The following is a 23,551-nucleotide window of genomic DNA, read 5'->3' on the forward strand; positions in this document are numbered from 1 at the left end:
ATGTATGATTGAAATAATAAAAACAAAGACATCATATCCTACAATTAAATATAATAATTTATATTTACATAGTAAATATGATCCAATAGATGAAGCCGTTAAATTTATAGAACCATATAGTAAGGTTTTAAAAGGCGATATTATATTAATATATGGAATAGGTTTAGGATATCATATAGAGGAATGTTTGAAAAAAAGTAATAAGAATAGCAAAATTGTTATTTTTGAATTAAATGAAGAGTTAATAAATATATGTAAGGAATATAATCCATCAATATTTGAAAAAAAAAGGATTACAATAGTTGATAATAATCAAGAAAAATTTTGTGAAATATTTGCGGAATATTTAAATTTGGTAGATGATATAATAATACATAGACCATCATTAGAAACTATAAAAGAAGAGTATAAAGATATGTATAATGTTATAAAGTGGTATAAACTTAATAAAGAGAATATTAATCGGAATAGTAGTATGCTTATTAATAATTATAAAAGTAATATAAAAGAAAATTGTATGCCTATTGAAAAGATATTAAATGATATTGGTAATTTAAATAAACCTTTTTTAGTTTTGACATCAGGTCCATCTTTGGATCTAGAACTTGAAAATATAAAGATGAATAGAAAAAAATTCATTATAGTTTCAGTGGGAAGTTCATTAACAAAGATAGTTAAGGCTGGAATAAAACCTGATATGTTCGTTTTAATTGATGGACAAGAAATTGTTTATAATCAGATTAAAGGGTTGGAAAAAATTGGAATTCCACTATGCTTTTTATCAACGGCATCTAAAGAGGCTGTATCTAAATACAATGGACCTAAATATATTTTTTATAATGAATCAATAGGGAATAATATTGTTATAAATACAGGGAAAACAGTAGGGGCAGCTGCATTGAGTATAGCAACAAAGTGTTGTCCTAAAACTATAATATTAATTGGGCAAGATTTATGTCTAATAGATGGTAAGTCACACCATTCTGATATTGAAAAGCTTTATGGGATTGAGGATCAAGGTAAGTTTACAAAAACTAATATAACAATTAAAGATGTTAATGGGAGAGAAATATTAACATCTGAAACATATAACTATTTTAAGTTACAAATAGAGTTAATAATTAGAGAAAATATTAGTAATATCCAATTCTACAATTGCAGTAAAGGAGCTTTCATAGAAGGTGCTAAGAATATAGAGTTTAAAGATGTTTTAAAAAATATATAAGTGAAGGAGTAGATTTACATGAATAATCAAGAAATAGAAGTTTTGAATACAGCTAAAGAATATATTGAAAGACTAATAGCTGGAATAAATGAAGCAGTACAATACATACAATGCGGAAATGAAAAACTGGGTATAGAAATGATACCTTTAATAGGTGAAGGTATAGAATATATAACAGATATTCTTTTACTTTTACCATTAGAGGTAAACAGTAATGACATAGTTGTAAATTTGAATAGTCAGTTAGAAGAAGTAGTTCAGGGGTTGGAAAATGAAGATTATGTATTAGTAGCTGATATACTTGCATATGAAGTAGTAACAATAATTAAAGATATACAGGGGATTTTGGTGAAATTCTAGTTATTAGATATTTGAAATCAAGTATTGTAGTACTTTGAATAAGATAGTAAAATAGTAAAGGTTAACTTTAATGAGATTAAGATATTATATAGTATAAAGCTAACTGTAGTAATGAAATTACGAATAAAAGTGATGGTAAGTATAAATCTTCAATATGGTGTTACGAAAAAAGTGGCTTATGCCACTTTTTTATTTCATATCAAGTTTTGTTAAATTGAGTCGATAATTTAAATATAAACTATGGAATTATCAAATACTAAGGTGTTATTTTTATAAAAATATACAACAAAAGGTAAATGTATTTAAAGAAGGAGAAAAGATATGTTAAATGATAAAGTTATATTAATAACAGGTGGAACAGGCTCTTTTGGAAAGAAGTTTACAGAAAGAATATTAAGAGGATATAATCCTAAAAAAATAATAATATACTCAAGAGATGAATTTAAACAAGATTTAATGAAGAAGGAATTTGCAATGAATTTTCCTGAAAAAGTAAACAAACTCAGGTTTTTCATAGGAGATATCAGAGATAAAGATAGATTGTATAGAGCTTTTGCAGGAGTTGATTATGTTATACATGCGGCGGCGATGAAACAAGTGCCAGCTTGTGAGTATAATCCATTTGAAGCAATAAAAACAAATATTAATGGGGCTCAGTATATAGTAGATGCATGTATCGACAGAGGTGTTAAAAAGTGTGTAGCGCTATCTACTGATAAAGCGGTTAATCCAATAAATCTTTATGGAGGAACAAAATTAGTTTCAGATAAACTGTTTATTTCGGCTAATGCATATGCGGGAGATGGAGGAACTGTATTTTCAGCTGTAAGGTATGGTAATGTAGCGGGAAGTAGAGGCTCTGTTATACCATTCTTTGAATCATTAATAAAAGCAGGACAAAAGGAGTTACCAATCACTGATTTTAACATGACAAGATTTTGGATAACTTTAGATGAAGGTGTAGATTTAGTTTTTAAAGCTTTAGAAGAGTCTAAGGGTGGAGAGACTTATATATCTAAAATTCCATCTTTCAAAATTACGGATTTAGCAAAGGCTATGCTACAGGATGTTGAAATGAAGGAAGTTGGTATTAGAGAAGGTGAAAAACTTCATGAAGTTATGGTAACTAAAGATGATTCAAGAACTACATATGAGTATGAAAAACATTACATAGTTTATCCTCACTTTGATTGGTGGCATTTTGATAGTCACTTTACATCAGGTGGAAAGTTGATTGAACCAGGGTTTGAATATGATTCTGGCACTAATGTAGAATGGTTGTCAGTTGAAGACTTAAGAAGAGAAATGAGAGCGTTAGGATTATTTAATGCATATAACTACGAAGCTGAACAACAAGTAGCTACAGAAGTCGATAAGGAGTGTTAATTAATGAAATTAGCTATAAATGGAGGAACTCCAGTAAGAGATAATTATTTAACCTATGGCAGACAGTCAATAGACGATAGTGATATAGAAAGCGTAATAAAGGTGCTAAAGGGAGATTTCATTACAACGGGTCCAAAGGCTCAAGAGTTTGAAAGAAAAGTTGCAGAATACATTGGAGTAAGATATGCAGTAAGTATTGCAAATGGAACTGCAGCGTTGCATATGGCTTGTGCTGTAGCTGAAATTAGTGCTGGGGATGAAGTTTTAATACCTGCAATAACCTTTGCAGCATCTGCTAATTGTGTATTGTATTGTGGTGGTACACCAGTTTTTGTTGATGTAAATCCAAAGACCTATAATATAGATATAGAAGATATGAAAAGAAAAATAACTAGCAAAACTAAAGTAATAATACCAGTAGATATGACAGGTCAAGGAGTAGATATTGATAGGATCATGGAAGTTGCAAAGAAACATAATTTAATTGTAATTGAAGATGCAGCTCATGCACTAGGAAGTGAATATAAAGGGAGAAAAGTCGGAGCTACTGCGCATATTACAGAGTTTAGTTTCCATCCAGTAAAGCCAATAACAACAGGTGAAGGTGGTATGGTTGTAACTAATGATAAGGATTTATATGAAAAAATGCTTAGATTTAGAAGTCATGGTATAACAAGAAAACCAGAATTTTTAGTTGATAACCATGGACCATGGTATTATGAACAATTAGAGTTAGGTTTTAATTATAGAATTACAGATTTACAGTGTGCACTAGGAATTTCTCAAATGGATAAATTAGATAAATTTATATGTAGAAGAAGAGAAATAGTAAACATATATAATGAGGCTTTTAAAGAGCTGAAAGAGATTACTAGTCCATTTGAAGCAGAGTTCTCTAATTCAGGATGGCATATTTATGTTATTGCTTTAAATTTAGATAAATTGACAGTGGGAAGAAAAGAAATATTTGAGGCATTACAAAAGGAAAATATAGGGGTTAATGTTCACTATATGCCAGTATATTTACATCCATACTATAAAAATCTTGGCTATGAGAAAGGTCTATGTCCAGCAGCAGAAGATTTATATAATAGGATTATAACAATACCATTATTTCCATCAATGACAGATAAGGATATAGAAGATGTAATTAAGGCTGTAAAAAAAGTAACAGATTTCTATAGAAAGTAGGAGAATATATGAAGATAGTATGTATTATGCAAGCTAGGGTAGGTTCTTCAAGACTTCCAGGGAAAGTACTTAAAAATATATGTGGTAAAACAGTTCTAGAGCATGATGTAAACAGGTTAAGACTAGCCGATAACATAAATGAAATAGTCATTGCAACAACTGTTGAAACACAAGATGATAAGATTGTAGATGAAGCTAATAGACTTGGAGTAAAATATTTTAGAGGGTCAGAAAAAGATGTTTTATCTAGGTATTATTATGCAGCAAAAGAAAATAATGCAGATGTTGTTATTAGGGTAACAAGTGATTGTCCATGTATAGATTATAATATTTTAACAGATATGGTTAATGTATTTATGCAAAAAAATGAAGACGAGAATATTGATTACCTTAACAATACTATAGAAAGAACATTTCCAAGAGGATACGATGCAGAAATATTTACATTCAAGGCATTAGAAGAAGCATTCAATAATGCGAAAGAAGAATATGAAAGAGAGCATGTAACACCTTACTTATATGATGTGAGTAATGGATATAAAATCTTTTCATATAAAAATGCTGAAGACTATTCACAATACAGAGTAACATTGGATACAGTAGAGGATTTAGAAGTAATAACTAGAATATACAATGATTTATTTACTAATGGAGAATATTTTTCTATGAATGAAGTTATAAAATTACTAAAGAATAACCCTCAAATAGTATCCATTAATAGGGATATAGAGCAGAAAAAGTTGGGTGAATAATTTAAGTATTAATTAAATACTAGGGGGACGGAATAAATGAATGTATTATTTATGGGTGGCCATGAATTAGGTGCAATTACATTAGAAAATCTAATTTTGAATAATATTAATATAGTTGGTGTAGTAGTTACTGAAACAGATAATGAATGGTATAGTGGAGTAGATTTAATTGCTAATAAGCATAACATAAAATTATATAGAGAATCTAATATTAATAATATAAATTTTATAAATAGTGTTAAAAAATTAAATGTAGATTTAATTACTTCGGTTAATTTTGGACAAATATTGAAGAGTGATATAATTAACTTACCTAGTAAGGGATGTATAAATACACATGCTTCACTTTTACCTAATTACAGGGGGAGAGCACCATTAAACTGGGCAATTTTAAGTGGTGAAAAAGAGGTTGGAGTTACTGTACATTATATAGAAGAGGGGATAGATACTGGAGATATAATTATCCAAGAACGAATAGCGGTTAAGGACACAGATTATATAGGCGATGTACTTAATAGTGTAAAAAGTATTTATCCAGGAATAGTATTAGAAGCAGTAAAATTAATTGAAAACAATAAAGTTGTTGCAGTTACTCAAGATATCAGTAAGGGATCTTATTATGGTAAAAGAAGTACAAAGGATGGAGAAATAGATGTTAATAAAAGCTCTAATGAAATAATGAATTTAATAAGAGCGGTATCTAAACCTTATCCAGGCTCATTTGTAAAAGTAGATGGGAAAAGGATAATTATTTGGAAAGCAGAAATTATTGATAATAATATAAATAAATATAATATTAGATACAATGGACAGTTTGTTGAGAGAAACAATGAAATAGTAATTAAAGTAAGAGATGGATTGTTAGTTGCTAAAGAATATGAGTGGTGTGAAAATCAAAAGTAAGGAGTTATAAATGTGAAAATTGGAGATAGAGAAATAGATAATAAGTCAAGGTGTTATATTATAGCAGAACTGTCTGCTAATCATGGGAATGACATAGAAATAGCAAAGAAAACTATTAAGGCTGCAAAAGATTGTGGCGCAGATGCAATTAAATTACAAACGTACACAGCAGATACGTTAACTATTAATTGTGATAAGAGCTATTTTAAGATTAATACAGGAACACTTTGGGATGGGAAAACATTATACGAATTGTATCAAGAGGCATATACTCCGTGGGAATGGCAACCAGAGTTGTTAGAGTATAGTAAGAGTATTGGCATTACATGTTTTTCAAGTCCATTTGATAGAACATCAGTAGATTTTTTAGAAAAATTAAATGTTCCGGCATATAAAGTAGCATCATTTGAAATAACTGATATTGATTTAATAGAATACATAGCATCAAAAGGTAAGCCAGTAATAATATCAACAGGTATAGCTACAAGCGAAGAAATAGAAAATGCTATTTCAGCATGCAAAAGAATGAGAAATAATGAAGTTATATTATTAAAATGTACTTCTCAATATCCAGCTAATGTGGAAGATGCTAATTTGAAGACCATACCATACTTAGCTAATAGATACAAGGTGATTTCTGGATTATCAGATCATTCTATGGATATTGAAGTTCCGATTACAGCAGTAGCATTGGGAGCAAAAGTATTGGAAAAACACTTTATATTAGATAGAAGTATAGGTGGACCAGATGCTGAGTTTTCATTAACACCGAATGAATTTAAAGCTATGGTAGAATCAATAAGAAAAACAGAAAGTGCTATGGGAATTGTGGATTATGAACTAACGGATAAAAAGGTTAAAAGCAGGTTATTTGCAAGATCATTATTTATCGTCGATGATGTAAAAGTTGGGGATACTATAACAAAGGAAAATATTAGGTCAATTAGGCCAGGCTATGGATTACCTCCAAAGTTCTTAAGGGATATATTGGGTAAAACATTTAGAGGGAATTATGAAATGGGAACTCCTTTGAAGTGGGAACATATAAATCAGTAGGTGTATACCTACTGATTTATATTCAAATAAAATAAATTTTAAAGGTGAGAATATGAAAAAAATATTGATTAGAGCTGATGGGGGTAAAGGCATTGGAATGGGACATATCATGAGGATGTTAGTTCTTGCAAAAGAATTAAGGAATGAATGTGAAGTTTCTTTTATATGCAAATATGATGATTATAAATATCTTCCGGGAATAAGAAAAGTCCAAGAATGTGGGTTTAAAGTTCATGAAATCACATCAAACAATGTGGTTAAAGATATTATACAAAATCAACAGAAGATACAGGCTGATTTATTAATTACAGATAGCTATGATGTAGATGAGGAATATTTTGATATATTAAATAGTTACTTTACTAAAACTGTATATGTAGATGATATAAATATTTGCAGAATAAATACAGACATAATTATAAATCAAAACATTAATGCAAAGGAGTATTCATATAATACTAAGCCCAATAAAGGAACAAAGCTTTTACTAGGTAGCAAGTATATTATGTTAAGAGAAGAATTTAGAAATAACGTTACAAAGAAAATACCGAATATGGTTAAGGACATAATATTAACGCTAGGTGGTATGGATGATAATTACCTTACTTTAAAAGTTCTAGAATCGTTAATAGATTTTGATGGAAATGTTCATGTTATACTAGGTGGAGCCTTTGAAGAAGAACTTATAAAAAAAGTAGAGAATTTTAAAAATGAAAAATTAAATGTTATAACACATAAAAATGCAATTATGTCTGAAGTTATGAAAAAATGTGATTTAGCTATATCCGCATGTGGTTCTACCTTGTATGAATTAAGTGCTATGAAGGTGCCTACCATAGGTATTGTAGTAGCTGATAATCAAAAGAGAATTGCAGAAGTTATGGATAGCAAAAAGATTATAATTAATACTGAAGAATTAATTTTGAATAATATTGAAATATTTAAATGTATAGTTAATACAATGATTGATAATCAAGAGAAGAGAAAAGAAATGATGGAGATTGGACGAAAGGAAATAAATACTTATGGAGTAGAATGCTTGGCAAGAGAAATACTTAATATGTTAAATTAAGATTATATAGCACCAATAATATAAGTAAATAATTTTTAGATAGCAACATATAAAATTCAATTAGTACTGATATAATGAAAAAATTTGATTTGGATATGTCAATACGTCGGAGATTTAGCACTTGAAAAAAATATTAGACGCTAATCATTTTAGTCATAAGGGATTAGCGGCATTTATAATTTTATCGATAAAATTCAATTTTTACTGAAAATAGTGTAAGCGTCAAAGTATGTCCTGAAGAATTGGTTAATGCCAATTCATACTTTATAAAAGATGAGGGATGGCCCCTCGAAATCGATATTCAGGTGTAGGTTTCAAACCACTTTTAGGTGCTGTAATCAAAAGTTATGGTGCTGAGCGTAAAGGCAAAAAGCTAAATAAATTAGTCAGGTGAGTGCCATAAAGCTGAACGAAAGTGAAGAGCTGATGAAGCATTGTTAATACGAAGTACAGTCAGAACTAGTAGATTTTTACACTGATGGGATAAATCTGAAAGAAACCTGATTACTGTTCTGATGGCTGTCGGCGTATAAGCTACAGGAGTATGGTACAGGCTTTTATAAGGAACAGGAGAAGTCTGTATTTTGATGATGAGTGAAAAATCCAAGGTAACCGTCAAAAAATTACCGCTATTAACAATGTACCTCCTTGTATAATGTAGTCATAACATTTGATAGAAAACTAAACTCATTTCTAATGAACATTAAAACTCACATCATAAATTTTATTTGTATTTCTATAAGATGCCTCACCCAATGACTAACGACACCAAATGAATATGCTTACAAACCTCTAACATCACTATATACAATATCACTACAGCTTACGTAACGAATAATTGATAAATTAATGTTACTTTGTAGAATTTATTGTGGAATTATTGGAATTAATAAAGTATAATGGAATTAAGTGATAATTATGATTATCAGTTGGTAGAATGTGTTGGTTTCATATCAAGTATTCGTGGTAATAATCGATAATACAAGTAAAAGTAATTTTAATGGAGTGATAATATGAGATTAAGTAGAAATATGCCAGCAATGAGAATATTTAATAGCTATACTAAGAATTTGGAGGCTCAGTCTAAGGCTTATGGAAATGTAAGTTCTGGAACCAAGATTAGGAGTTATAGAGATGACCCTAATGCTAAAGCAAAGAGCGATAAGCTAAAACTTGAAATAAGAGGACTTCAAATGGCAAATAGAAATATTCAAGATAGTACAAGTCTTCTTCAAATTGCAGATGGTGGTATGCAAGGCATAAGTGATTCATTGCAAAGAGCTAGAGAGCTTATGGTTCAAGCAGGTGGAGCTACAACAGAAGAGGATAGACGTGTTATTCAAGAGGAAATAAATCAAAATCTAGAACATATAACCTACACTGCAAATAATACGGAGATGAATGGAGTAAAACTGTTGGGAAGCAATAATAAACCCGATGATATGATAAATTTACTTATTGGGGCAACCAGTGAGGATATAGTAAAGTTACCTACTTTTAATTTTACGGCGGTAGGCCTTGGGTTAAGAGATAGTGAAGATAATGATAATGGTAAAATTAGTACCGGGGACATTGATAATAGCTTAAATAGATTAGATAACGCTATAGATCTTCTTAATAGTGGAAGAAGTAGATATGGAGCTATCAGCAATAGGATGGAATCTACTGCTACCTATACTGATAAACTTGAATCTAGGATTGAAGGTGCAGAGGCTGATATTACAGGTGCAGATATTGGATTTGAGATGCTAGAGTATTCTAAGAACTCTATATTAGTAGATTCAGGATTAGCTATGATGGCTCAGACAAATCAGTTTCCACAGGATATATTGAAAATATTGGAGAATGTTGGAAGATAATAGGTAAAAGAGGCAAATATGAATATTTCTACAAGAATTAAGAAGTTAATGTTAAAAAAATGTTGAAATATGGTAAAAAATAATATATAATTTGAATTGTAAGACAAAATTTAATAGGCAAAACTAGGGAAATCTAGCGACGCAAAGCTATAGGGGCTAAAGTGCAACACTATGCCAGCCAGTTGCCAAAGAGTAATTTATACTTTTTGTTTTTTTAGGTAATTGTAGAAATGTAATATTATTTCTAGTTATGCCTTTAATTAGCATTTAAGCTACTCTTTCGAGTAGTTTTTTTATGTTATATAATCTTATATAAGAAATTCTAAAAAAAAAAGAAGGAATTATGACATTTTTGTCTAATTATTAAGAATATATAATAAACAGATAAAAAAGGAGGGAAATCATGTCAGAAAATCAGATTTATAGTCTGTTGAAGAAATCTATGGGGGTTACCGTTGAAGCAAATAAAGCCATTGCTAATAATATTGCAAATATAAATACGAAGGGTTATAAAAGACATTATGTTCCATTTGAACAGGTTATGGATAATACTGTTACTAGTAGTTTAAAAACTACAGATAGAAGACATATAAGTACTAATAATGATAAGGTTAAGATAAAAAGAGATACTACCAGTTCTATGCGAGAGGATGGAAATAATGTAGATATTGAATCAGAAATGACAAGTCAGGCTGCCAATACTATGATGTATGAATCTTTAGTGAGGTTTGCCAGTGGAAAACTTAATGGAACAAGTAAGGTTATAAAAGGAGGGGTTTAAAAATGGAGGCATTTAGAGGATTAAGAATTTCAGCTAGTGGACTTTCTGCTGAAAGACTAAGAATGGATACTATTTCATCTAATATTGTAAATGCAGGAACTACAAGAGGTGAAGATGGAAAGCCTTATGTAAGGAAAATAGCTGTATTTCAAGAAAATTTAGAAAAAGAATATAATAGAACCACAAACAAGTCAGAAGAAAAGCTACAAGGTATAAAAGCTGTAGGAGTTATTGATGATGATTCAGAACTTACAAAGGTTTATAATCCAAGTCATCCCGATGCTGATGAAGAAGGATTTGTAACTATGCCAAATGTAAACATTTCAAATGAAATGGTGGAACTTATAGCTTCAAGTAGAGCTTACGAAGCAAATATAAATGCTATGAATGCACAAAAGACTATGTTTATGAAAACTTTAGAAATAGGTAAATAGAAGGATAGGAGCAATACTTTATGATTAACAGTTATATACCAAGTACAACAATTTTTCAGAAAGACTTAAAAGAGATATATGGAACAAAGGAAACTTCTAATGAAAAAAATGTAGGCATAGAAAGTTCTGGAACAGATTTTGGGAAGATTATGAAAGAGCAGATACAGAAGGTAAATGATCAACAAGTAAATGCAGATACTAATGTTACAGGATATATTAATGGGGAAAAAAGCATTCATGAAGTTATGTTAGCTACGGAAGAAGCATCCATGTCATTAGAACTTGCTATTCAGGTTAGAAATAAGCTGGTTGATGCTTATAAGGAATTTAACAATATGCAAGTATAGTGGGAGGAAGAGTTAGATGAATAAGCTATCGGAATTAATGAAAAAAATAAAAGATAAGTGGAATGCTATGTCGAAGACCAAAAGGATAGCTTTAGCAATTATTATTATAGTGGCAATATTAGCTATAGGAATATTATTTTACATATCAGTTGCACCAAAATACACAGTTTTGTTTTCAAATATGGATTCTAAGGATTCAGGAAAAGTAATAGCTAACTTAGAGGATAAGGGTGCTAAATATAAAATAGAAGGAAATTCTATCTTAGTTGAAAAATCTCAAGTTGATAAACTGAGAATGGAGATGCTATCAGAGGTTCAAATGACTGAAGGAAGTCAAGGTTTTGAAATTTTTGATCAAGGTAAGATAGCTCCTACGGATGAAGAATCTAGAATTATGTATCAAAGAGCCATTTCTGGAGAATTGGAAAGAACTATAAAGTCCTTTGAGGAAGTTCAAGGGGCAAAAGTAAATTTAGTGTTACCTAATAATTCAGCTTTTATAACAAAACCATCACCAGCTAGTGCATCAGTAACATTAAACTTGGTTCCAGGAAGTGAACTTTCTCCAGAGCAAGTTAAGTCAATAGTATATCTAGTTTCAGGTAGTGTGGAGAATTTAGATAAAAAGGATATTACTATTGTATCAGATAATTTAAGCTTACTTACAGAAGGGTTATTTGATGAAGAAGCTGGTGCTCAATCTGGAAGTACAGAAAAACAGATTGCATCAACAAAAAAGATAGAAAAAGAATATGAGAGTAAGATTTTAAATGTACTTGATCCTATTTACAGAGATAATGTTAAAGTATCGGTAAATGCAGAGTTGAATTTTGATGCTATAAAGCAGAATAATGTAATTTATGATAAAGATACCAATGTTATTGTTAGTGAACATATTATTAAGGATAAGTCAGGAAGTACTGAGAATACATCTGGAAGTACCGTTGATAACAATATGAATAACACTCAAGATAGTGAAGAGACTACAAATGGAGATGGATACTCTGAAGAAACAAAGAATTATAATAATTCTAAAACCGAGGAGACTGTGGTTAAGGCTCCTGGACAGGTTGATAGAATTACTGCATCAGTAGTTATAAATGGTGATTTGGATCCTGTTACCAAGGGGACTATAAAAAATTTAGTTGCAGATGCCATTGGATATAATGCAGATAGAGGCGATGGAATATCTATCGAAAGCTTAAATTTTGATGAAGACTTTAAAACTCAAGCTGAGGAAGAAATTAATGCCATGAAGGCAGCAGAGCTAAAAGCACAGAGGAATAAAATAATTGCACTTATAGTAGGAGCAGTTGTAGGACTTATAGTTATTATCATAATTATTTCTATGCTAAGAAGCAAAAAAAATAAGGACAAGGAAGAAGATGAAGAGGCTGTGGATGGATTAGATGTTATAGTTGGAAATGAAGAATTAGAAACTGCAGCTGACTTATATAAAACTTTAAACTTAGAAGCAGAAACGGAAAAAGAGAAAGTAATGAAGGAAGTTAAAAAATACGCAGAGAAGAAGCCAGATCAGGTTGCTGAAATAATAAAATCATGGCTTTCTGAGGAAGAAGGGAGATAGTAATGGCTAAGACAGAAAAATTTACAGGAATTCAAAAGGCTGCAATACTATTTATTTCTTTAGGACCAGATGCCTCTGCAGGGATAATTAAAAGATTACCGGAAAATGCTATTCAAAAAATCACATATGAAATTGCTAATATGTCTTCTGTTAAATCAGAAGAGAGACAGCTTGTTTTAGAAGAGTTTATGGCAAATAATAAGGCTAAGGACTATATTTTAGAAGGGGGAGTTGAATATGCTAGAAGTGTATTATCAAAGGCTTTAGGGGTTCAGAAAGCCAATGATATTCTAGAGAGGGTTACAGAGTTTTCACAGCAGTTTAGACCTTTTTCAATTGCTAGAAAGGCAGATGCAACCCAGCTTATGAATGTAATTTCTGGAGAACATCCTCAAACCATAGCATTAATTCTTTGTCATCTTCAACCAGATAAGGGCGGACAAATATTATCAGCCCTTCCTCCAGAGCTTCAAAGTGATGTAGCTTATAGAGTAGCGACAATGAGTAATATATATCCAGTGGTAGTTAAGGAAATTGAGGACGTTTTAAATAGCAAGTTATCATCTGTTGTAACTAATGAGAGTAATGTTATTGGAGGAATTCAATCTCTGGTTAATATACTTAACCAAGTTGATAGAACAACTGAGAAGAATATTACTGAAGGTCTTGAAAGAGAAGATATGGAACTTGCAGATAAGATTAAGGAATCTATGTTTGTATTTGAGGATATTATTACTATTAATGACGTAGAAATTCAAAGAATTCTACGTGAAGTTGACAATAAAGAGCTATGCATGGCATTGAAGGGTACTTCAGAGAATGTTGTAGAAACCATATCAAGAAACCTTTCAAAACGTGCTGCATCTACATTGAAGGAGGATATGGAATTCTTAGGACCTGTAAGACTTATAGATGTTGAAAAATCACAACAAAAGATCGTTGCTTTAATTAGAAGATTAGACGAAGCAGGCGAAATAACAATTTCAAGAGGTGGAGACGATGCACTCATCTTATAGGGTAATTAAAAGTTTTAATGTGTGTGAAGTTGGAGATAAGGAAATAGATGCAACTTTTCCAATGGATGCTATTAATGAATCTTATAGCGAAGAAGAGATTGACGAGAATTATATAGGTGAGTATCTTGAGATTAAGAGAAAATCTAAGGAAATTCTAGAAAATGCCCATAAAGAAGCGGAATCTATGATTTTAAAAGCTAAAGATGAAATTGATAATAGTCTGTATCAAGCTAAGGAAAATGGATTTAAACAAGGCTACGATGAAGGCTATGACGTTGGATTTAATGAGGGATACCAAAAGGCTTATGCTGAGGGTTTAGAAAAAAATGAAGAAATAATAGGGAATGCAAATTACATCTTATACCAAGCAAAAGAAGAGTATGATAAGTATCTTAAAGCTAAGGAAATGGAAATAAGAGATATTATCGTGAGTTCTGTAGAAAAGATGTTAAAGAAGGAATTTGAAAGCAATGAAGCCCTTAATAAGCTTTTATATAGCATATTAGCTGAGGAGAAAAATGCAAAGATGATTATTATAAGAGTATCCCCTACATATGTAGAAGAGTTAGAAAGTGTAATAAAAGACTTTAAACAAAGTTTAGGTATTAGAGGGGAAGTTGTTATACTTCAGGATAACTTCCTAGAAAAAGGTACATTAGTAGTGGAAAAAGATCATGGGAGAACATCATTTACTATTAATAATAGCATAGAAAAGTTAAGAGAAATTCTTATGGAAGTATAAAGGTAAAATAAGATTATGATTAGTATAGATGTTAATGAAATATACCAAAAGATAAATAGAACAAACTTTAATTATATGGAGGGTGTAGTTAAAAACATAATTGGGCTCACCATAGAAGTAAAGGGAGTTAAAGGTTTTGTAGGAGAAATATTTCATATATATAATGAGGAAAATAACTCTATAGTATCTGAAGTTGTTGGATTTAAAGATGATAGTTTAATGTTGATGCCACTTGGTAATCTAACAGGTATTTCACCAGGATGTAAGGTTGTTAGAACGGGTAAGCAGCTTAGTATAAAGTGTTCTGATGAACTTCTTGGTAAGGTGTTAGATGGAATTGGTAATCCCTTAGATAATAAAGAACTTACATTATACAAGAATTATCCCCTTGAGGCTATGCCACCTGATCCTTTGAAAAGAAGAAGAATTAAGGACATATTACCTACAGGAGTAAGAGCTATTGATGGTTTCTTAACTTGTGGTGAGGGACAAAGAGTAGGTATCTTTGCAGGTTCTGGAGTTGGTAAAAGTACAACTCTTGGAATGATTGCTAGGGAAGCAAAGGCTGATGTAAATGTTATATCTCTAATTGGGGAAAGAGGTAGAGAGGTTCTAGATTTTATAGAAAAAGATTTAGGGCCAGAAGGCTTGAAGAAATCAGTAGTAGTATGTGCCACTTCAGATCAGCCAGCTTTAGTTAGGCTTAAAGGAGCATTTACAGCTACAGCCATCGCAGAATACTTTAGAGATAAAGGACTTAAGGTTGTGTTAATGATGGATTCAGTAACGCGTTTTGCTATGGCACAGAGGGAAATTGGACTTGCCATTGGAGAGCCACCAGCCTCAAAGGGATATACTCCTTCAGTTTTTGCCATGTTACCAAAGCTTTTAGAACGAAGTGGGATGTCAGATAAAGGGTCTATAACAGCATTCTATACTGTGCTAGTAGATGGAGATGACTTTAACGAACCTATTGCAGATGCGGTTAGAGGTATTTTAGATGGGCATATTGTGCTAAGTCGTGATCTAGCTACAAAAAACCATTATCCAGCCATAGATGTATTAAAAAGCATATCTAGGCTTATGCCTGAAATTGGTGAAGATGAACACAAGAAGGCTGCGTCTATTGCAAGGGACTTAATGGCATCATACAAAGAAGCAGAAGATTTAATAAATCTTGGAGCTTATGTTAAGGGAAGCAATGAAAAAATTGATATGTCAATTAATTATATTGCGGATATAAATAAGTTTTTGACTCAGGGAATAGAAGAGAGTAGTGAATTTAACGAAACTAAGGATATGCTTTTAAATATGTTTAGTTAAAAGGGTGGGGGATATTTTGGGACAAATTTATAGTTTCAAACTACAAAAGTTATTAAATATAAGAGAAAAAGAGGAAGAAAATAAGAAAATTATTTTTATGGAAGCTCTAAGGGAGAAAACTAAAGTAGAGAGTGAACTTAAGAATTTGAAGATTAACTTTGAAAAATATTCTGATATAAAAAATAATATGACTACTACTGAAAGAAAAATGCAACATCACTATTTAAATTTATTAAATGGTACCATTGAACTTACCAAGGAAAAGCTTAAAACCCATGAAGAAGATGTGGAAGTTACAAGAAAAGAATTAGTTACTGCTCAAGTAAATAAAAAGATTGTAGGAATTTTAAAAGAAAAAGATAAGGCTCAGTTTGTAAAAGAAGAAAATAGAGTTGAGCAACTTCTTAATGATGAATTTGCATTATATGGATTTCTACGTCAAAGTGGGAGGAGATAACAATGGTAGATATAGGACAAGTCGTAAATGTTGATTTTAAAAATAACTCTAATAAGACTAGTGGGTTTAATAGTAAAACTAGTAAAGAAAAGCAGTTATCAAAGGATGATTTTACTAGACAACTTGAAAATGTAGGCAAAAATAATAAGGTTAAGGATAATAGTGTAAAGAAAAATCAAGATACTGCAACAAAAGATAATGTTAGTAATAAAAAAGATGTAGATAACAAAGATGTAGATAACAAAGAAGTAGATGCTAAAGACATAGTTAATCAAGAAGATTTAAAGTCTTTAATTGACATTATTATAAGTTTAATGAATGTTAATAAAGAGGAAAGTTTTAAGCCTGAAGTTCTAACTAATGATTTAAATGTTAAGATAGATAATTTAAATGTTGGAGATTTACAATATATATTAGAACTTATAGGAAGTGGTGAAGCTTCACAGAATTTATTAAGCTTACTAGATGATATGTCTTCCAATAGTGAAGTTAAAGATACCTTCTTAAACTTAATGAATGTTATAAGCCAGGATGAAGAATTCTTAAAAGAAAACAGTAGCTTACTTAAGGATATATTTACAGGATCTGATAGAACTGAAAAGGGCGATTTAATTAATCAGCTCCAAGGACTAGTGAAATTAAATACAGAAGGTCGAAACCAGTCCACTGGTAAGGTTGATGAAATAGTTAGCTTAAATGTTCAGGATAAGCCAACAGATGTAGACATTGAGAAAAGCTATAATAATACGGAAAATAATCAGAAACAAGATGGTGCAAATAAAAAAGATGAATTTTCAAAGGAATCAGATATCTTAAGTAAGGTGATAAATGGAAATGAGAAGGATTCAAAGGTTACAAGAGTTGCTGACTTTATGTCTGTATTTGAAAACAATATATTAGATATAGAAAGTGTATCTAATGAAAAGCCTATTGCCATGTCAAAGAGTGATTTAAATAATGATGTGATTAAAGCTTTAGCTTATATGGATAAGAACGGTATAAAGGATCTAACTGTTAAAATTTATCCTAAGGAGCTTGGAGAGGTTTGCATATCCGTAAGTATGGAGCAAGGAACATTAAAAGCTATGGTAAAAGCTACATCAAAGGAAGCTGTAGAAATGTTATCCCTTGGACTTAAGGATATAAACGAGAAAATTAATAATACAGATATTAAAATACAGTCAGTAGATATTGGACTATATGAGGAAGATACCACTTATTTTGCACAACAGCATGAAGGAAAAAATAGCTCTAAGGGAAATGGTACTGAAAAGAAAAATGGGGAATTAGAGGAAGACATGAATGTTGAAGGTGTTGTATCTGAAACTAGTGCTAAATATAAGGGTGAAATAGATTTATTAGTTTAGGAGATGAGAAAATGGCAATATCAGCTTATAATACTGTAGCAAAAAGTAGTGCTACAGATAATGGAACACCGATAGTAAAACCGGGATCAGATCTTGATAAAAATGCTTTTTTTAAGATATTGGCTGCAGAACTTTCCAATCAAGACCCGACAAAAGAGCAGGATACTACAGCTTACATCTCTCAATTAGCTCAATTTACAAGTTTAGAACAGATGTCAGCATTAAATACTACAATGACTCTTTCAGCTGCGCAAAATCTAACAGGAAAGTTTGTAGCTCTTGATGTACTAGATTCAAATGGAATGCCACAATGTGGTGTAGTTAGAGCTGTGTATAAACATGGTGAGGAAGTCTATGTTACCGTTGAAGGCGTGGATGGAAAGCTTAGGGATTATGGATATAGGCAAGTTACTGATGTTATTGATTCAGCTGATCCTAATATGGATAATTTAACTTTTTCTAACGCAGTAACATTAATGGGCAAAATCGTTGAAATAGCATTGCCACCGGAGCCACCTTCAGAAGGTAATGTCGGTGAGGGCGAAGAAAATAAACCAGAAGAAGTTAAGAGTATTACAGGAAAAGTATTAGAAGTATACAGAGATGCTGAAGGTATCAAGCTTAAGGTTGAAGTTGAAATTGATGGTAAAACTGAGGTTAAGGATTACTTATTTAACTCTGTTATTGGAATAAAGGGCTAAGAAAGTTTTATTTTCTTAAAAATCCACTGAACACATTTACTAATAAAGCTAGAATAAAGAATTGGGGGAATAGTATATTATGTTAAATTCAATGTACTCAGGAATATCTGGATTAGGGGCAAATCAGAAGAAATTAGATGTAATTGGTAATAATATTGCAAACGCAGGAACGACTTCTTTTAAATCATCATCGGTTACATTCCAAGATAGTATGTATCAAGGGTATAAAAGAGCATCAGGCCCTGGATTAAACCTTGGAGGAGTTAACCCATCAAGAGTAGGTATGGGAGTTTCAATACAAAGTATAGTTACGAATATGGCTCAAGGAAGTTTACAGCCAACAGGAAGACCTTATGATGCAGCTGTTGATGGAACAGGATACTTTATAGTTGCTAAAGGACCGGAAAACGGAACTATTACTGTAGGGAATGACCAAAGTATGTCTTCAAGTGACATGGAAAGTTTCTATACTAGAGATGGTTCTTTTAAAGTAGACAGTAGTGGAAATCTTCTTAATGCAAATGGATACAGAATTATGGGATATTCAATAAGTTATCCTGGAAAACCAGGAGATGCTACTGCGACACCACCAGTTCTTGATATTCCTGGTGGATCATCGCCAAGTAATCTAGGTAAGGCAGAATATGTTGATGGAGAATCTAAAGCGTTAAATGCAAATCAAAATCAACTTGTACCACTAATAATACCGGAGACTGTATCTAAACCTAAATTGGATAACAATGGTAATCCGGTGGTGCCTGCGACAAATGAAGATGTTAGAGTTCAAGGTTTTTCTATAGAGAAGGATGGAATGATTAAGGCTGTCCTTGCTGATGGAAGTACTACTGTACTTGGACAAGTTGCTATGGCATCATTTACCAACAATGAAGGTCTTGAGCAAATAGGTAATAATATGTATTCACCTTCAGCAAACTCAGGAGCACCGTTAGCAAGAGTAGGTAAATATGCTGATGAAGCTGCACTAGGTGGCAGAGTTGATAATGGTAAGGCATATGGAGCGGTCCTTAATGGATTCCTTGAAATGTCTAATGTTGACTTATCAGCACAATTTACTGATATGATAGTTGCAACTCGTTCATTCCAAGCTTGTGGGAAAATTATAACTACAGCAGATGAAATTTTACAGGAACTTGTAAATTTAAAAAGATAATTATGTAGGTAAAAATTGAAATAATTAAACTAAAGAGGATGGTCAAAAGATATCTTTAGTTTAATTAAATTCTATTTACGGTATATGATTATAGGAGGTAAGATGATAGAAGTTAATCCCTTAAAGGGTACAAAGTTTATTCTTAATAGTAATCAGATAGAAAAAATAGAAGAGATTCCTGAAACTGTAATAACTTTAATCAATGGAAAAAAATATTTAGTAGAAAATAGTGCTAAGGAAATTGTAGAGAAAGTTATAGAGTTTAAAAAAAGGTATTGGACTAATGTATGCGTGGAGGAAAGTCATGAAGAAGAATGATATGTTAACGGGGATAGGTTTTATTATTGCCATGGCTCTAGTAGTTTATGGAATGATGACTGGAGGATCTTTAAAACTGTTTTTTGATGTACCTTCATTGGCAATAACTGTTGGGGGATCCTTTGGTGCAATTTTAATGGCCTATCCTATAGAGGAAGTTAAAAGATTTCTTAAGGTAGGAAGCCAGGCATTTAAGGCAGAGGCATTATCAAAGGTTGATAATGTAACGTTATTTGTTAATCTTTCAAAGAAAGCCAGAAGAGATGGATTACTTTCATTAGAAGAAGATATACAAGGAATTGATAATGAGTTTATAAAAAAAGGGTTAAATATGATAGTAGACGGGATAGAACCAGAGTCTATAAGAGATATTATGACATTAGAAATTAAAGAACTAGAGAAAAGGCATGAGGATGCATCATCTATGTTTTCTACTTGGGGAGCTTATGCTCCAGCAATGGGTATGATAGGAACACTAATTGGACTTATACAAATGCTTGCAAATTTAACGGATTCAGCAAACCTGGCATCGGGTATGGGAAAGGCACTTATTACAACATTTTATGGATCTATGCTTGCAAATTTAATTGTAATTCCTATAGCAGGAAAATTAAATTATAAGACGGCCAAAGAGGTAAATAGCATGGAGATGATGATTGAAGGAGTTCTATCAATTCAATCAGGAGTGAATCCAAGAATAATAGAAGATAAGATGGTTGTATACTTATCACCAGAGGATAGAGTTAAATATATGAGTAGTGTAAATAGCAAAGAAGCAGGTGAATAGCTATGGCGAAAAAAGACATAGATCTTAATGCATGGCTTGCCACATATGCAGATACAGTTACATTACTGCTTACATTTTTCGTTTTGCTTTATGCTATGTCAACGGTAGATGCACAAAAATTTAATCAATTAGCAGGTGCTATGCAAATTCAATTTAGTGGCAGTGCTAATAAATCCATACTCGAGTTCAATATGTCTACAGGTGATGTTCCCATAGTTGGAAAGCCACAAATCACAGTAGATAATGTGATTGAAAATGAAAATTCAGATATTTTAGAGGATGTATTATCCTATATTAAGGAAAATAATTTAGAGGAAGATGTGCAGATTTATTCGGATCAGCGAGGACTTAATATACAACTTAAGGATTCCGTGCTTTTCGACACTGGAAAGGCAGAGATAAAGTCTGAAAGCAAAGTTGTACTTGATAAGGTTGCTGACATCTTAGTAAAAGTTAATAATGACATAATAATTGAAGGACATACAGATAATATACCAATTAATACAAGTAACATGCCTAATAATTGGCATTTGTCTTCAGCTAGAGCACTGAGTGTATTGGATTATTTTTTAAATACTAAGAAAGTATTAGATCCTCATAAATTCTCGGCTCAGGGTTGTGGAGAGTTTCGACCTATAGCAGCTAATGATACAGTAGAGAATAGAGCAAAAAATAGAAGAGTTAATATTATAGTTGTAACTAATACGAAGGAGCAATCAAATGAGTAAGAAGAATAAGGAAAATCAATCAGATAAAGAAAAAAATGGAAGTTCTAAGGTGGTTGTAGCTGTAGTAACTACAATATTGATATTTGCACTTATCAGTGGGGCTGTATTTGTGGGGTATAGAGTAGCTACAAAAAATTCTGATAAGAATACAGTAGAATCTTCAAGTGAAGAAGTTACGGAGGAATTTACATTAGAATTAGAAGAGTTTCTAGTAAATTTAAGTGATGAAGGAAAATCTAGATATTTAAAAATTAATATATTTTTAGGTGTGAATTTATCAAATGAAGAATTACAAGTGGAATTATCATCAAAGGTTCCACAGATTAGGGATTGTATTAATAAAATTTTAAGAACTAAGAAATCATCTGAATTTACACCGGATGGTGAGGAAGTTTTAAAACAAGAAATAATAGCTGGAGTGAATGAAGTACTAAATAATGGAGAAGTACTAAATATCTATTTCTCATCTATTATAGTTCAATAGGTGAAGTGATGAGTGGACAATTTGGTATTACATTAATGAAGATATTAATATTTTTTCCAATGGTAATAGGATTAATAGTATGGTTAGGAAAAGTTTCGGAAAAATTTAGTAAGAATGGTAGAACCTCTACTATGAGGGTGGTAGAAAGGCTCCAAGTTAGTAAAGATAATTCACTATTAATTATAAGAATTGGAGATAAGTTTTACCTTGTGACATCTACCCAAGGAAAGGTAGAATTCATAAGAGAAATTGAGGATGATAATCTTGATAATTACCCAAATATTCCGCTGGATAAAACAGAACATTTGAGGGAAATAGGGATATTTTTAAAGAATAAGTATTTACAAGGTCGAAAGTAAAATATGATTTTAAGAATAAAGGAATAATACATATGAGAAGAATTAGATTACAAGATTTCATTAAACCAATAATACTATTATTGGTAATGTTTTGTGTTTTTTCCGTTACTAGTAAGGTAGCTTATGCTACTAATGACACTTTGCCAATACCAGACATCAATATATCCTTTGGAGAGGGAACGGAGAAAACACCCACAGAGTATGTTGATAATGTAAAATTATTGATGGTGTTAACAGTACTTACTGTACTTCCATCAATTCTTATACTAACTACAGGATTTGTTAGAATTGTTACTGTACTATCCTTTTTTAAAAATGCAATAGGTGCAGCTCAATCTATACCTAGGCAGGTTATTGTTGGACTAGCTCTATTTCTAACTTTCTTTGTAATGGCACCTACATTTACAAGAATTAATGAAGAAGCAGTGAAGCCATATATAAACGAAGAGATAACCATGGAGGTAGCCGTAGAAAAGGGTATAAAACCTATGAAGGATTTTATGCTAAAGCAAACTAGAGTAAAAGATTTAAAGTTATTTCTTGAAGCTGGGAATGTTGAAGATTCTGTAGTTGTAGAAAAGGATGATGAGGGTATAGAATCTTATAATTATGATAAAGTACCACTTTATGCCATCGTTCCAGCCTTTGCTATAAGTGAATTACGAACAGCTTTTGAAATAGGATTTTTAATATTTATACCTTTTTTATTAGTAGATATTGTAACAGCCAGTGTGTTAATGTCCATGGGTATGTTCATGCTACCACCGGCGATGATTTCGCTACCATTTAAACTGCTTCTATTTGTACTAGTAGATGGATGGAATTTACTTAGCCAATCCTTAATTTTAGGATTTTAAAGAGGTGAAAAATTATGACACAGTCTATGGTAATTGCGATACTACAAGATATGGTAAAGACTGCACTGATAGTGGCAGGACCTATATTACTTGTAGCCACAGGAGTAGGACTTCTAGTAAGTATATTTCAGGCTACAACTCAAATACAAGAGCAAACACTAACTTTTGTGCCTAAAATAATAGCTGTAGCTTTAGTAGGTATAGTTATGGCTAGCTTTATGGGAAATGCTATAGTAGGGTTTACACAGAGAATTTTTTCGATTATTTCTAATATAGGAGCTTAGGTG

At 31.5% G+C, this 23,551-nt stretch carries 27 protein-coding genes and 1 riboswitch; all 27 genes read left to right on the forward strand.

Going from position 1 to position 23,551, the window contains the following annotated elements:
• The first annotated feature begins 4 nt into the window (after positions 1–4).
• The 27 genes from RSD37_RS09375 (at position 5) to fliQ (ending at position 23,548) form a co-directional block, all read left to right on the forward strand.
• A complete protein-coding gene (locus tag RSD37_RS09375; RefSeq protein WP_346946468.1) occupies positions 5–1,225 on the forward strand; it encodes a 6-hydroxymethylpterin diphosphokinase MptE-like protein in 1,221 nt (406 codons plus the stop codon).
• 18 nt (positions 1,226–1,243) lie between these two features.
• Positions 1,244–1,585 (forward strand): hypothetical protein, encoded by a 342-nt coding sequence (locus RSD37_RS09380; RefSeq protein WP_346946469.1) that lies wholly within the window; start codon positions 1,244–1,246, stop codon positions 1,583–1,585.
• A 321-nt stretch (positions 1,586–1,906) separates the two neighbouring features.
• Positions 1,907–2,971: a UDP-N-acetylglucosamine 4,6-dehydratase (inverting) gene (gene pseB / locus RSD37_RS09385; protein ID WP_346946470.1), complete on the forward strand. Its 1,065-nt coding sequence runs from the start codon at positions 1,907–1,909 to the stop codon at positions 2,969–2,971.
• Between the two features lie 3 nt (positions 2,972–2,974).
• Positions 2,975–4,162: a UDP-4-amino-4,6-dideoxy-N-acetyl-beta-L-altrosamine transaminase gene (gene pseC, locus RSD37_RS09390; protein ID WP_346946471.1), complete on the forward strand. Its 1,188-nt coding sequence runs from the start codon at positions 2,975–2,977 to the stop codon at positions 4,160–4,162.
• A gap of 8 nt (positions 4,163–4,170) precedes the next feature.
• Positions 4,171–4,914 (forward strand): glycosyltransferase family protein, encoded by a 744-nt coding sequence (locus RSD37_RS09395; RefSeq protein ID WP_346946472.1) that lies wholly within the window; start codon positions 4,171–4,173, stop codon positions 4,912–4,914.
• A 36-nt stretch (positions 4,915–4,950) separates the two neighbouring features.
• The gene (locus RSD37_RS09400; RefSeq protein ID WP_346946473.1) at positions 4,951–5,817 is read left to right on the forward strand and encodes a methionyl-tRNA formyltransferase; all 867 of its coding nucleotides are present in this window, start codon (positions 4,951–4,953) and stop codon (positions 5,815–5,817) included.
• A gap of 6 nt (positions 5,818–5,823) precedes the next feature.
• A complete protein-coding gene (gene pseI / locus RSD37_RS09405; protein ID WP_346946507.1) occupies positions 5,824–6,873 on the forward strand; it encodes a pseudaminic acid synthase in 1,050 nt (349 codons plus the stop codon).
• A gap of 52 nt (positions 6,874–6,925) precedes the next feature.
• Entirely contained in the window at positions 6,926–7,945 is a 1,020-nt protein-coding gene (pseG, locus tag RSD37_RS09410) for a UDP-2,4-diacetamido-2,4,6-trideoxy-beta-L-altropyranose hydrolase (RefSeq protein WP_346946474.1), read from the forward strand.
• A gap of 1,013 nt (positions 7,946–8,958) precedes the next feature.
• Positions 8,959–9,804, forward strand: coding sequence for a flagellin (locus tag RSD37_RS09415; RefSeq protein WP_346946475.1), 846 nt, complete (start codon positions 8,959–8,961; stop codon positions 9,802–9,804).
• 106 nt (positions 9,805–9,910) lie between these two features.
• Positions 9,911–9,994: riboswitch (cyclic di-GMP riboswitch) on the forward strand.
• A 213-nt stretch (positions 9,995–10,207) separates the two neighbouring features.
• Positions 10,208–10,585: a flagellar basal body rod protein FlgB gene (gene flgB, locus RSD37_RS09420; protein WP_346946476.1), complete on the forward strand. Its 378-nt coding sequence runs from the start codon at positions 10,208–10,210 to the stop codon at positions 10,583–10,585.
• Positions 10,586–10,587: 2 nt separating this feature from the next.
• Complete coding sequence (gene flgC / locus RSD37_RS09425; protein WP_346946477.1) at positions 10,588–11,019, forward strand: flagellar basal body rod protein FlgC; 432 nt, start codon at positions 10,588–10,590, stop codon at positions 11,017–11,019.
• A gap of 20 nt (positions 11,020–11,039) precedes the next feature.
• Entirely contained in the window at positions 11,040–11,366 is a 327-nt protein-coding gene (gene fliE, locus RSD37_RS09430; protein ID WP_346946478.1) for a flagellar hook-basal body complex protein FliE, read from the forward strand.
• 16 nt (positions 11,367–11,382) lie between these two features.
• The gene (fliF, locus tag RSD37_RS09435) at positions 11,383–12,954 is read left to right on the forward strand and encodes a flagellar basal-body MS-ring/collar protein FliF (RefSeq protein ID WP_346946479.1); all 1,572 of its coding nucleotides are present in this window, start codon (positions 11,383–11,385) and stop codon (positions 12,952–12,954) included.
• Positions 12,955–12,956: 2 nt separating this feature from the next.
• Entirely contained in the window at positions 12,957–13,970 is a 1,014-nt protein-coding gene (fliG, locus tag RSD37_RS09440) for a flagellar motor switch protein FliG (protein ID WP_346946480.1), read from the forward strand.
• Positions 13,954–14,712 carry a FliH/SctL family protein gene (locus RSD37_RS09445; protein ID WP_346946481.1) on the forward strand — a complete coding sequence of 253 codons (759 nt, stop codon included), beginning with the start codon at positions 13,954–13,956 and terminating at the stop codon, positions 14,710–14,712. The genes fliG and RSD37_RS09445 overlap by 17 nt, the downstream gene beginning before the upstream one ends.
• Before the next feature lie 15 nt (positions 14,713–14,727).
• Complete coding sequence (gene fliI, locus RSD37_RS09450) at positions 14,728–16,035, forward strand: flagellar protein export ATPase FliI (protein WP_346946482.1); 1,308 nt, start codon at positions 14,728–14,730, stop codon at positions 16,033–16,035.
• Positions 16,036–16,051: 16 nt separating this feature from the next.
• Positions 16,052–16,492: a flagellar export protein FliJ gene (fliJ, locus tag RSD37_RS09455; protein WP_346946483.1), complete on the forward strand. Its 441-nt coding sequence runs from the start codon at positions 16,052–16,054 to the stop codon at positions 16,490–16,492.
• 2 nt (positions 16,493–16,494) lie between these two features.
• Positions 16,495–17,859, forward strand: a complete 1,365-nt coding sequence (locus RSD37_RS09460) for a flagellar hook-length control protein FliK (protein WP_346946484.1) — start codon at positions 16,495–16,497, stop codon at positions 17,857–17,859.
• 11 nt (positions 17,860–17,870) lie between these two features.
• Positions 17,871–18,560: a flagellar hook capping FlgD N-terminal domain-containing protein gene (locus RSD37_RS09465; protein WP_346946485.1), complete on the forward strand. Its 690-nt coding sequence runs from the start codon at positions 17,871–17,873 to the stop codon at positions 18,558–18,560.
• A gap of 79 nt (positions 18,561–18,639) precedes the next feature.
• Positions 18,640–19,731 carry a flagellar hook-basal body complex protein gene (locus RSD37_RS09470; RefSeq protein WP_346946486.1) on the forward strand — a complete coding sequence of 364 codons (1,092 nt, stop codon included), beginning with the start codon at positions 18,640–18,642 and terminating at the stop codon, positions 19,729–19,731.
• A 102-nt stretch (positions 19,732–19,833) separates the two neighbouring features.
• Positions 19,834–20,049 carry a flagellar FlbD family protein gene (locus RSD37_RS09475; RefSeq protein ID WP_346946487.1) on the forward strand — a complete coding sequence of 72 codons (216 nt, stop codon included), beginning with the start codon at positions 19,834–19,836 and terminating at the stop codon, positions 20,047–20,049.
• Positions 20,036–20,836, forward strand: a complete 801-nt coding sequence (locus RSD37_RS09480; protein WP_346946488.1) for a motility protein A — start codon at positions 20,036–20,038, stop codon at positions 20,834–20,836. Before RSD37_RS09475 ends, RSD37_RS09480 begins: the two co-directional genes overlap by 14 nt.
• Positions 20,837–20,838: 2 nt before the next feature.
• Positions 20,839–21,564 (forward strand): OmpA family protein, encoded by a 726-nt coding sequence (locus RSD37_RS09485; RefSeq protein WP_346946489.1) that lies wholly within the window; start codon positions 20,839–20,841, stop codon positions 21,562–21,564.
• A complete protein-coding gene (locus RSD37_RS09490; protein ID WP_346946490.1) occupies positions 21,557–22,048 on the forward strand; it encodes a flagellar basal body-associated FliL family protein in 492 nt (163 codons plus the stop codon). The genes RSD37_RS09485 and RSD37_RS09490 overlap by 8 nt, the downstream gene beginning before the upstream one ends.
• Positions 22,049–22,056: 8 nt before the next feature.
• Positions 22,057–22,407 carry a flagellar biosynthetic protein FliO gene (locus RSD37_RS09495; RefSeq protein WP_346946491.1) on the forward strand — a complete coding sequence of 117 codons (351 nt, stop codon included), beginning with the start codon at positions 22,057–22,059 and terminating at the stop codon, positions 22,405–22,407.
• 86 nt (positions 22,408–22,493) lie between these two features.
• Positions 22,494–23,264 (forward strand): flagellar type III secretion system pore protein FliP, encoded by a 771-nt coding sequence (gene fliP, locus RSD37_RS09500; protein WP_346946508.1) that lies wholly within the window; start codon positions 22,494–22,496, stop codon positions 23,262–23,264.
• Between the two features lie 14 nt (positions 23,265–23,278).
• The gene (fliQ, locus tag RSD37_RS09505; protein WP_346946492.1) at positions 23,279–23,548 is read left to right on the forward strand and encodes a flagellar biosynthesis protein FliQ; all 270 of its coding nucleotides are present in this window, start codon (positions 23,279–23,281) and stop codon (positions 23,546–23,548) included.
• The last annotated feature ends 3 nt before the right edge of the window (positions 23,549–23,551 follow it).

Origin of the sequence: Clostridium sp. (genome assembly GCF_036646415.1) — a bacterium.
Lineage (GTDB): Bacteria > Bacillota > Clostridia > Clostridiales > Clostridiaceae > Clostridium_J.

What these genes read in the sequence shown, in the direction of transcription:
- RSD37_RS09375 (WP_346946468.1), top strand. Translation starts at nt 5, where the DNA reads ATGATTGAAATAATAAAAACAAAGACATCATATCCTACAATTAAATAT.
- RSD37_RS09380 (WP_346946469.1), top strand. Translation starts at nt 1,244, where the DNA reads ATGAATAATCAAGAAATAGAAGTTTTGAATACAGCTAAAGAATATATT.
- pseB (WP_346946470.1), top strand. Translation starts at nt 1,907, where the DNA reads ATGTTAAATGATAAAGTTATATTAATAACAGGTGGAACAGGCTCTTTT.
- pseC (WP_346946471.1), top strand. Translation starts at nt 2,975, where the DNA reads ATGAAATTAGCTATAAATGGAGGAACTCCAGTAAGAGATAATTATTTA.
- RSD37_RS09395 (WP_346946472.1), top strand. Translation starts at nt 4,171, where the DNA reads ATGAAGATAGTATGTATTATGCAAGCTAGGGTAGGTTCTTCAAGACTT.
- RSD37_RS09400 (WP_346946473.1), top strand. Translation starts at nt 4,951, where the DNA reads ATGAATGTATTATTTATGGGTGGCCATGAATTAGGTGCAATTACATTA.
- pseG (WP_346946474.1), top strand. Translation starts at nt 6,926, where the DNA reads ATGAAAAAAATATTGATTAGAGCTGATGGGGGTAAAGGCATTGGAATG.
- RSD37_RS09415 (WP_346946475.1), top strand. Translation starts at nt 8,959, where the DNA reads ATGAGATTAAGTAGAAATATGCCAGCAATGAGAATATTTAATAGCTAT.
- flgB (WP_346946476.1), top strand. Translation starts at nt 10,208, where the DNA reads ATGTCAGAAAATCAGATTTATAGTCTGTTGAAGAAATCTATGGGGGTT.
- flgC (WP_346946477.1), top strand. Translation starts at nt 10,588, where the DNA reads ATGGAGGCATTTAGAGGATTAAGAATTTCAGCTAGTGGACTTTCTGCT.
- fliE (WP_346946478.1), top strand. Translation starts at nt 11,040, where the DNA reads ATGATTAACAGTTATATACCAAGTACAACAATTTTTCAGAAAGACTTA.
- fliF (WP_346946479.1), top strand. Translation starts at nt 11,383, where the DNA reads ATGAATAAGCTATCGGAATTAATGAAAAAAATAAAAGATAAGTGGAAT.
- fliG (WP_346946480.1), top strand. Translation starts at nt 12,957, where the DNA reads ATGGCTAAGACAGAAAAATTTACAGGAATTCAAAAGGCTGCAATACTA.
- RSD37_RS09445 (WP_346946481.1), top strand. Translation starts at nt 13,954, where the DNA reads ATGCACTCATCTTATAGGGTAATTAAAAGTTTTAATGTGTGTGAAGTT.
- fliI (WP_346946482.1), top strand. Translation starts at nt 14,728, where the DNA reads ATGATTAGTATAGATGTTAATGAAATATACCAAAAGATAAATAGAACA.
- RSD37_RS09460 (WP_346946484.1), top strand. Translation starts at nt 16,495, where the DNA reads ATGGTAGATATAGGACAAGTCGTAAATGTTGATTTTAAAAATAACTCT.
- RSD37_RS09465 (WP_346946485.1), top strand. Translation starts at nt 17,871, where the DNA reads ATGGCAATATCAGCTTATAATACTGTAGCAAAAAGTAGTGCTACAGAT.
- RSD37_RS09470 (WP_346946486.1), top strand. Translation starts at nt 18,640, where the DNA reads ATGTTAAATTCAATGTACTCAGGAATATCTGGATTAGGGGCAAATCAG.
- RSD37_RS09475 (WP_346946487.1), top strand. Translation starts at nt 19,834, where the DNA reads ATGATAGAAGTTAATCCCTTAAAGGGTACAAAGTTTATTCTTAATAGT.
- RSD37_RS09480 (WP_346946488.1), top strand. Translation starts at nt 20,036, where the DNA reads ATGAAGAAGAATGATATGTTAACGGGGATAGGTTTTATTATTGCCATG.
- RSD37_RS09485 (WP_346946489.1), top strand. Translation starts at nt 20,839, where the DNA reads ATGGCGAAAAAAGACATAGATCTTAATGCATGGCTTGCCACATATGCA.
- RSD37_RS09490 (WP_346946490.1), top strand. Translation starts at nt 21,557, where the DNA reads ATGAGTAAGAAGAATAAGGAAAATCAATCAGATAAAGAAAAAAATGGA.
- RSD37_RS09495 (WP_346946491.1), top strand. Translation starts at nt 22,057, where the DNA reads ATGAGTGGACAATTTGGTATTACATTAATGAAGATATTAATATTTTTT.
- fliP (WP_346946508.1), top strand. Translation starts at nt 22,494, where the DNA reads ATGTTTTGTGTTTTTTCCGTTACTAGTAAGGTAGCTTATGCTACTAAT.
- fliQ (WP_346946492.1), top strand. Translation starts at nt 23,279, where the DNA reads ATGACACAGTCTATGGTAATTGCGATACTACAAGATATGGTAAAGACT.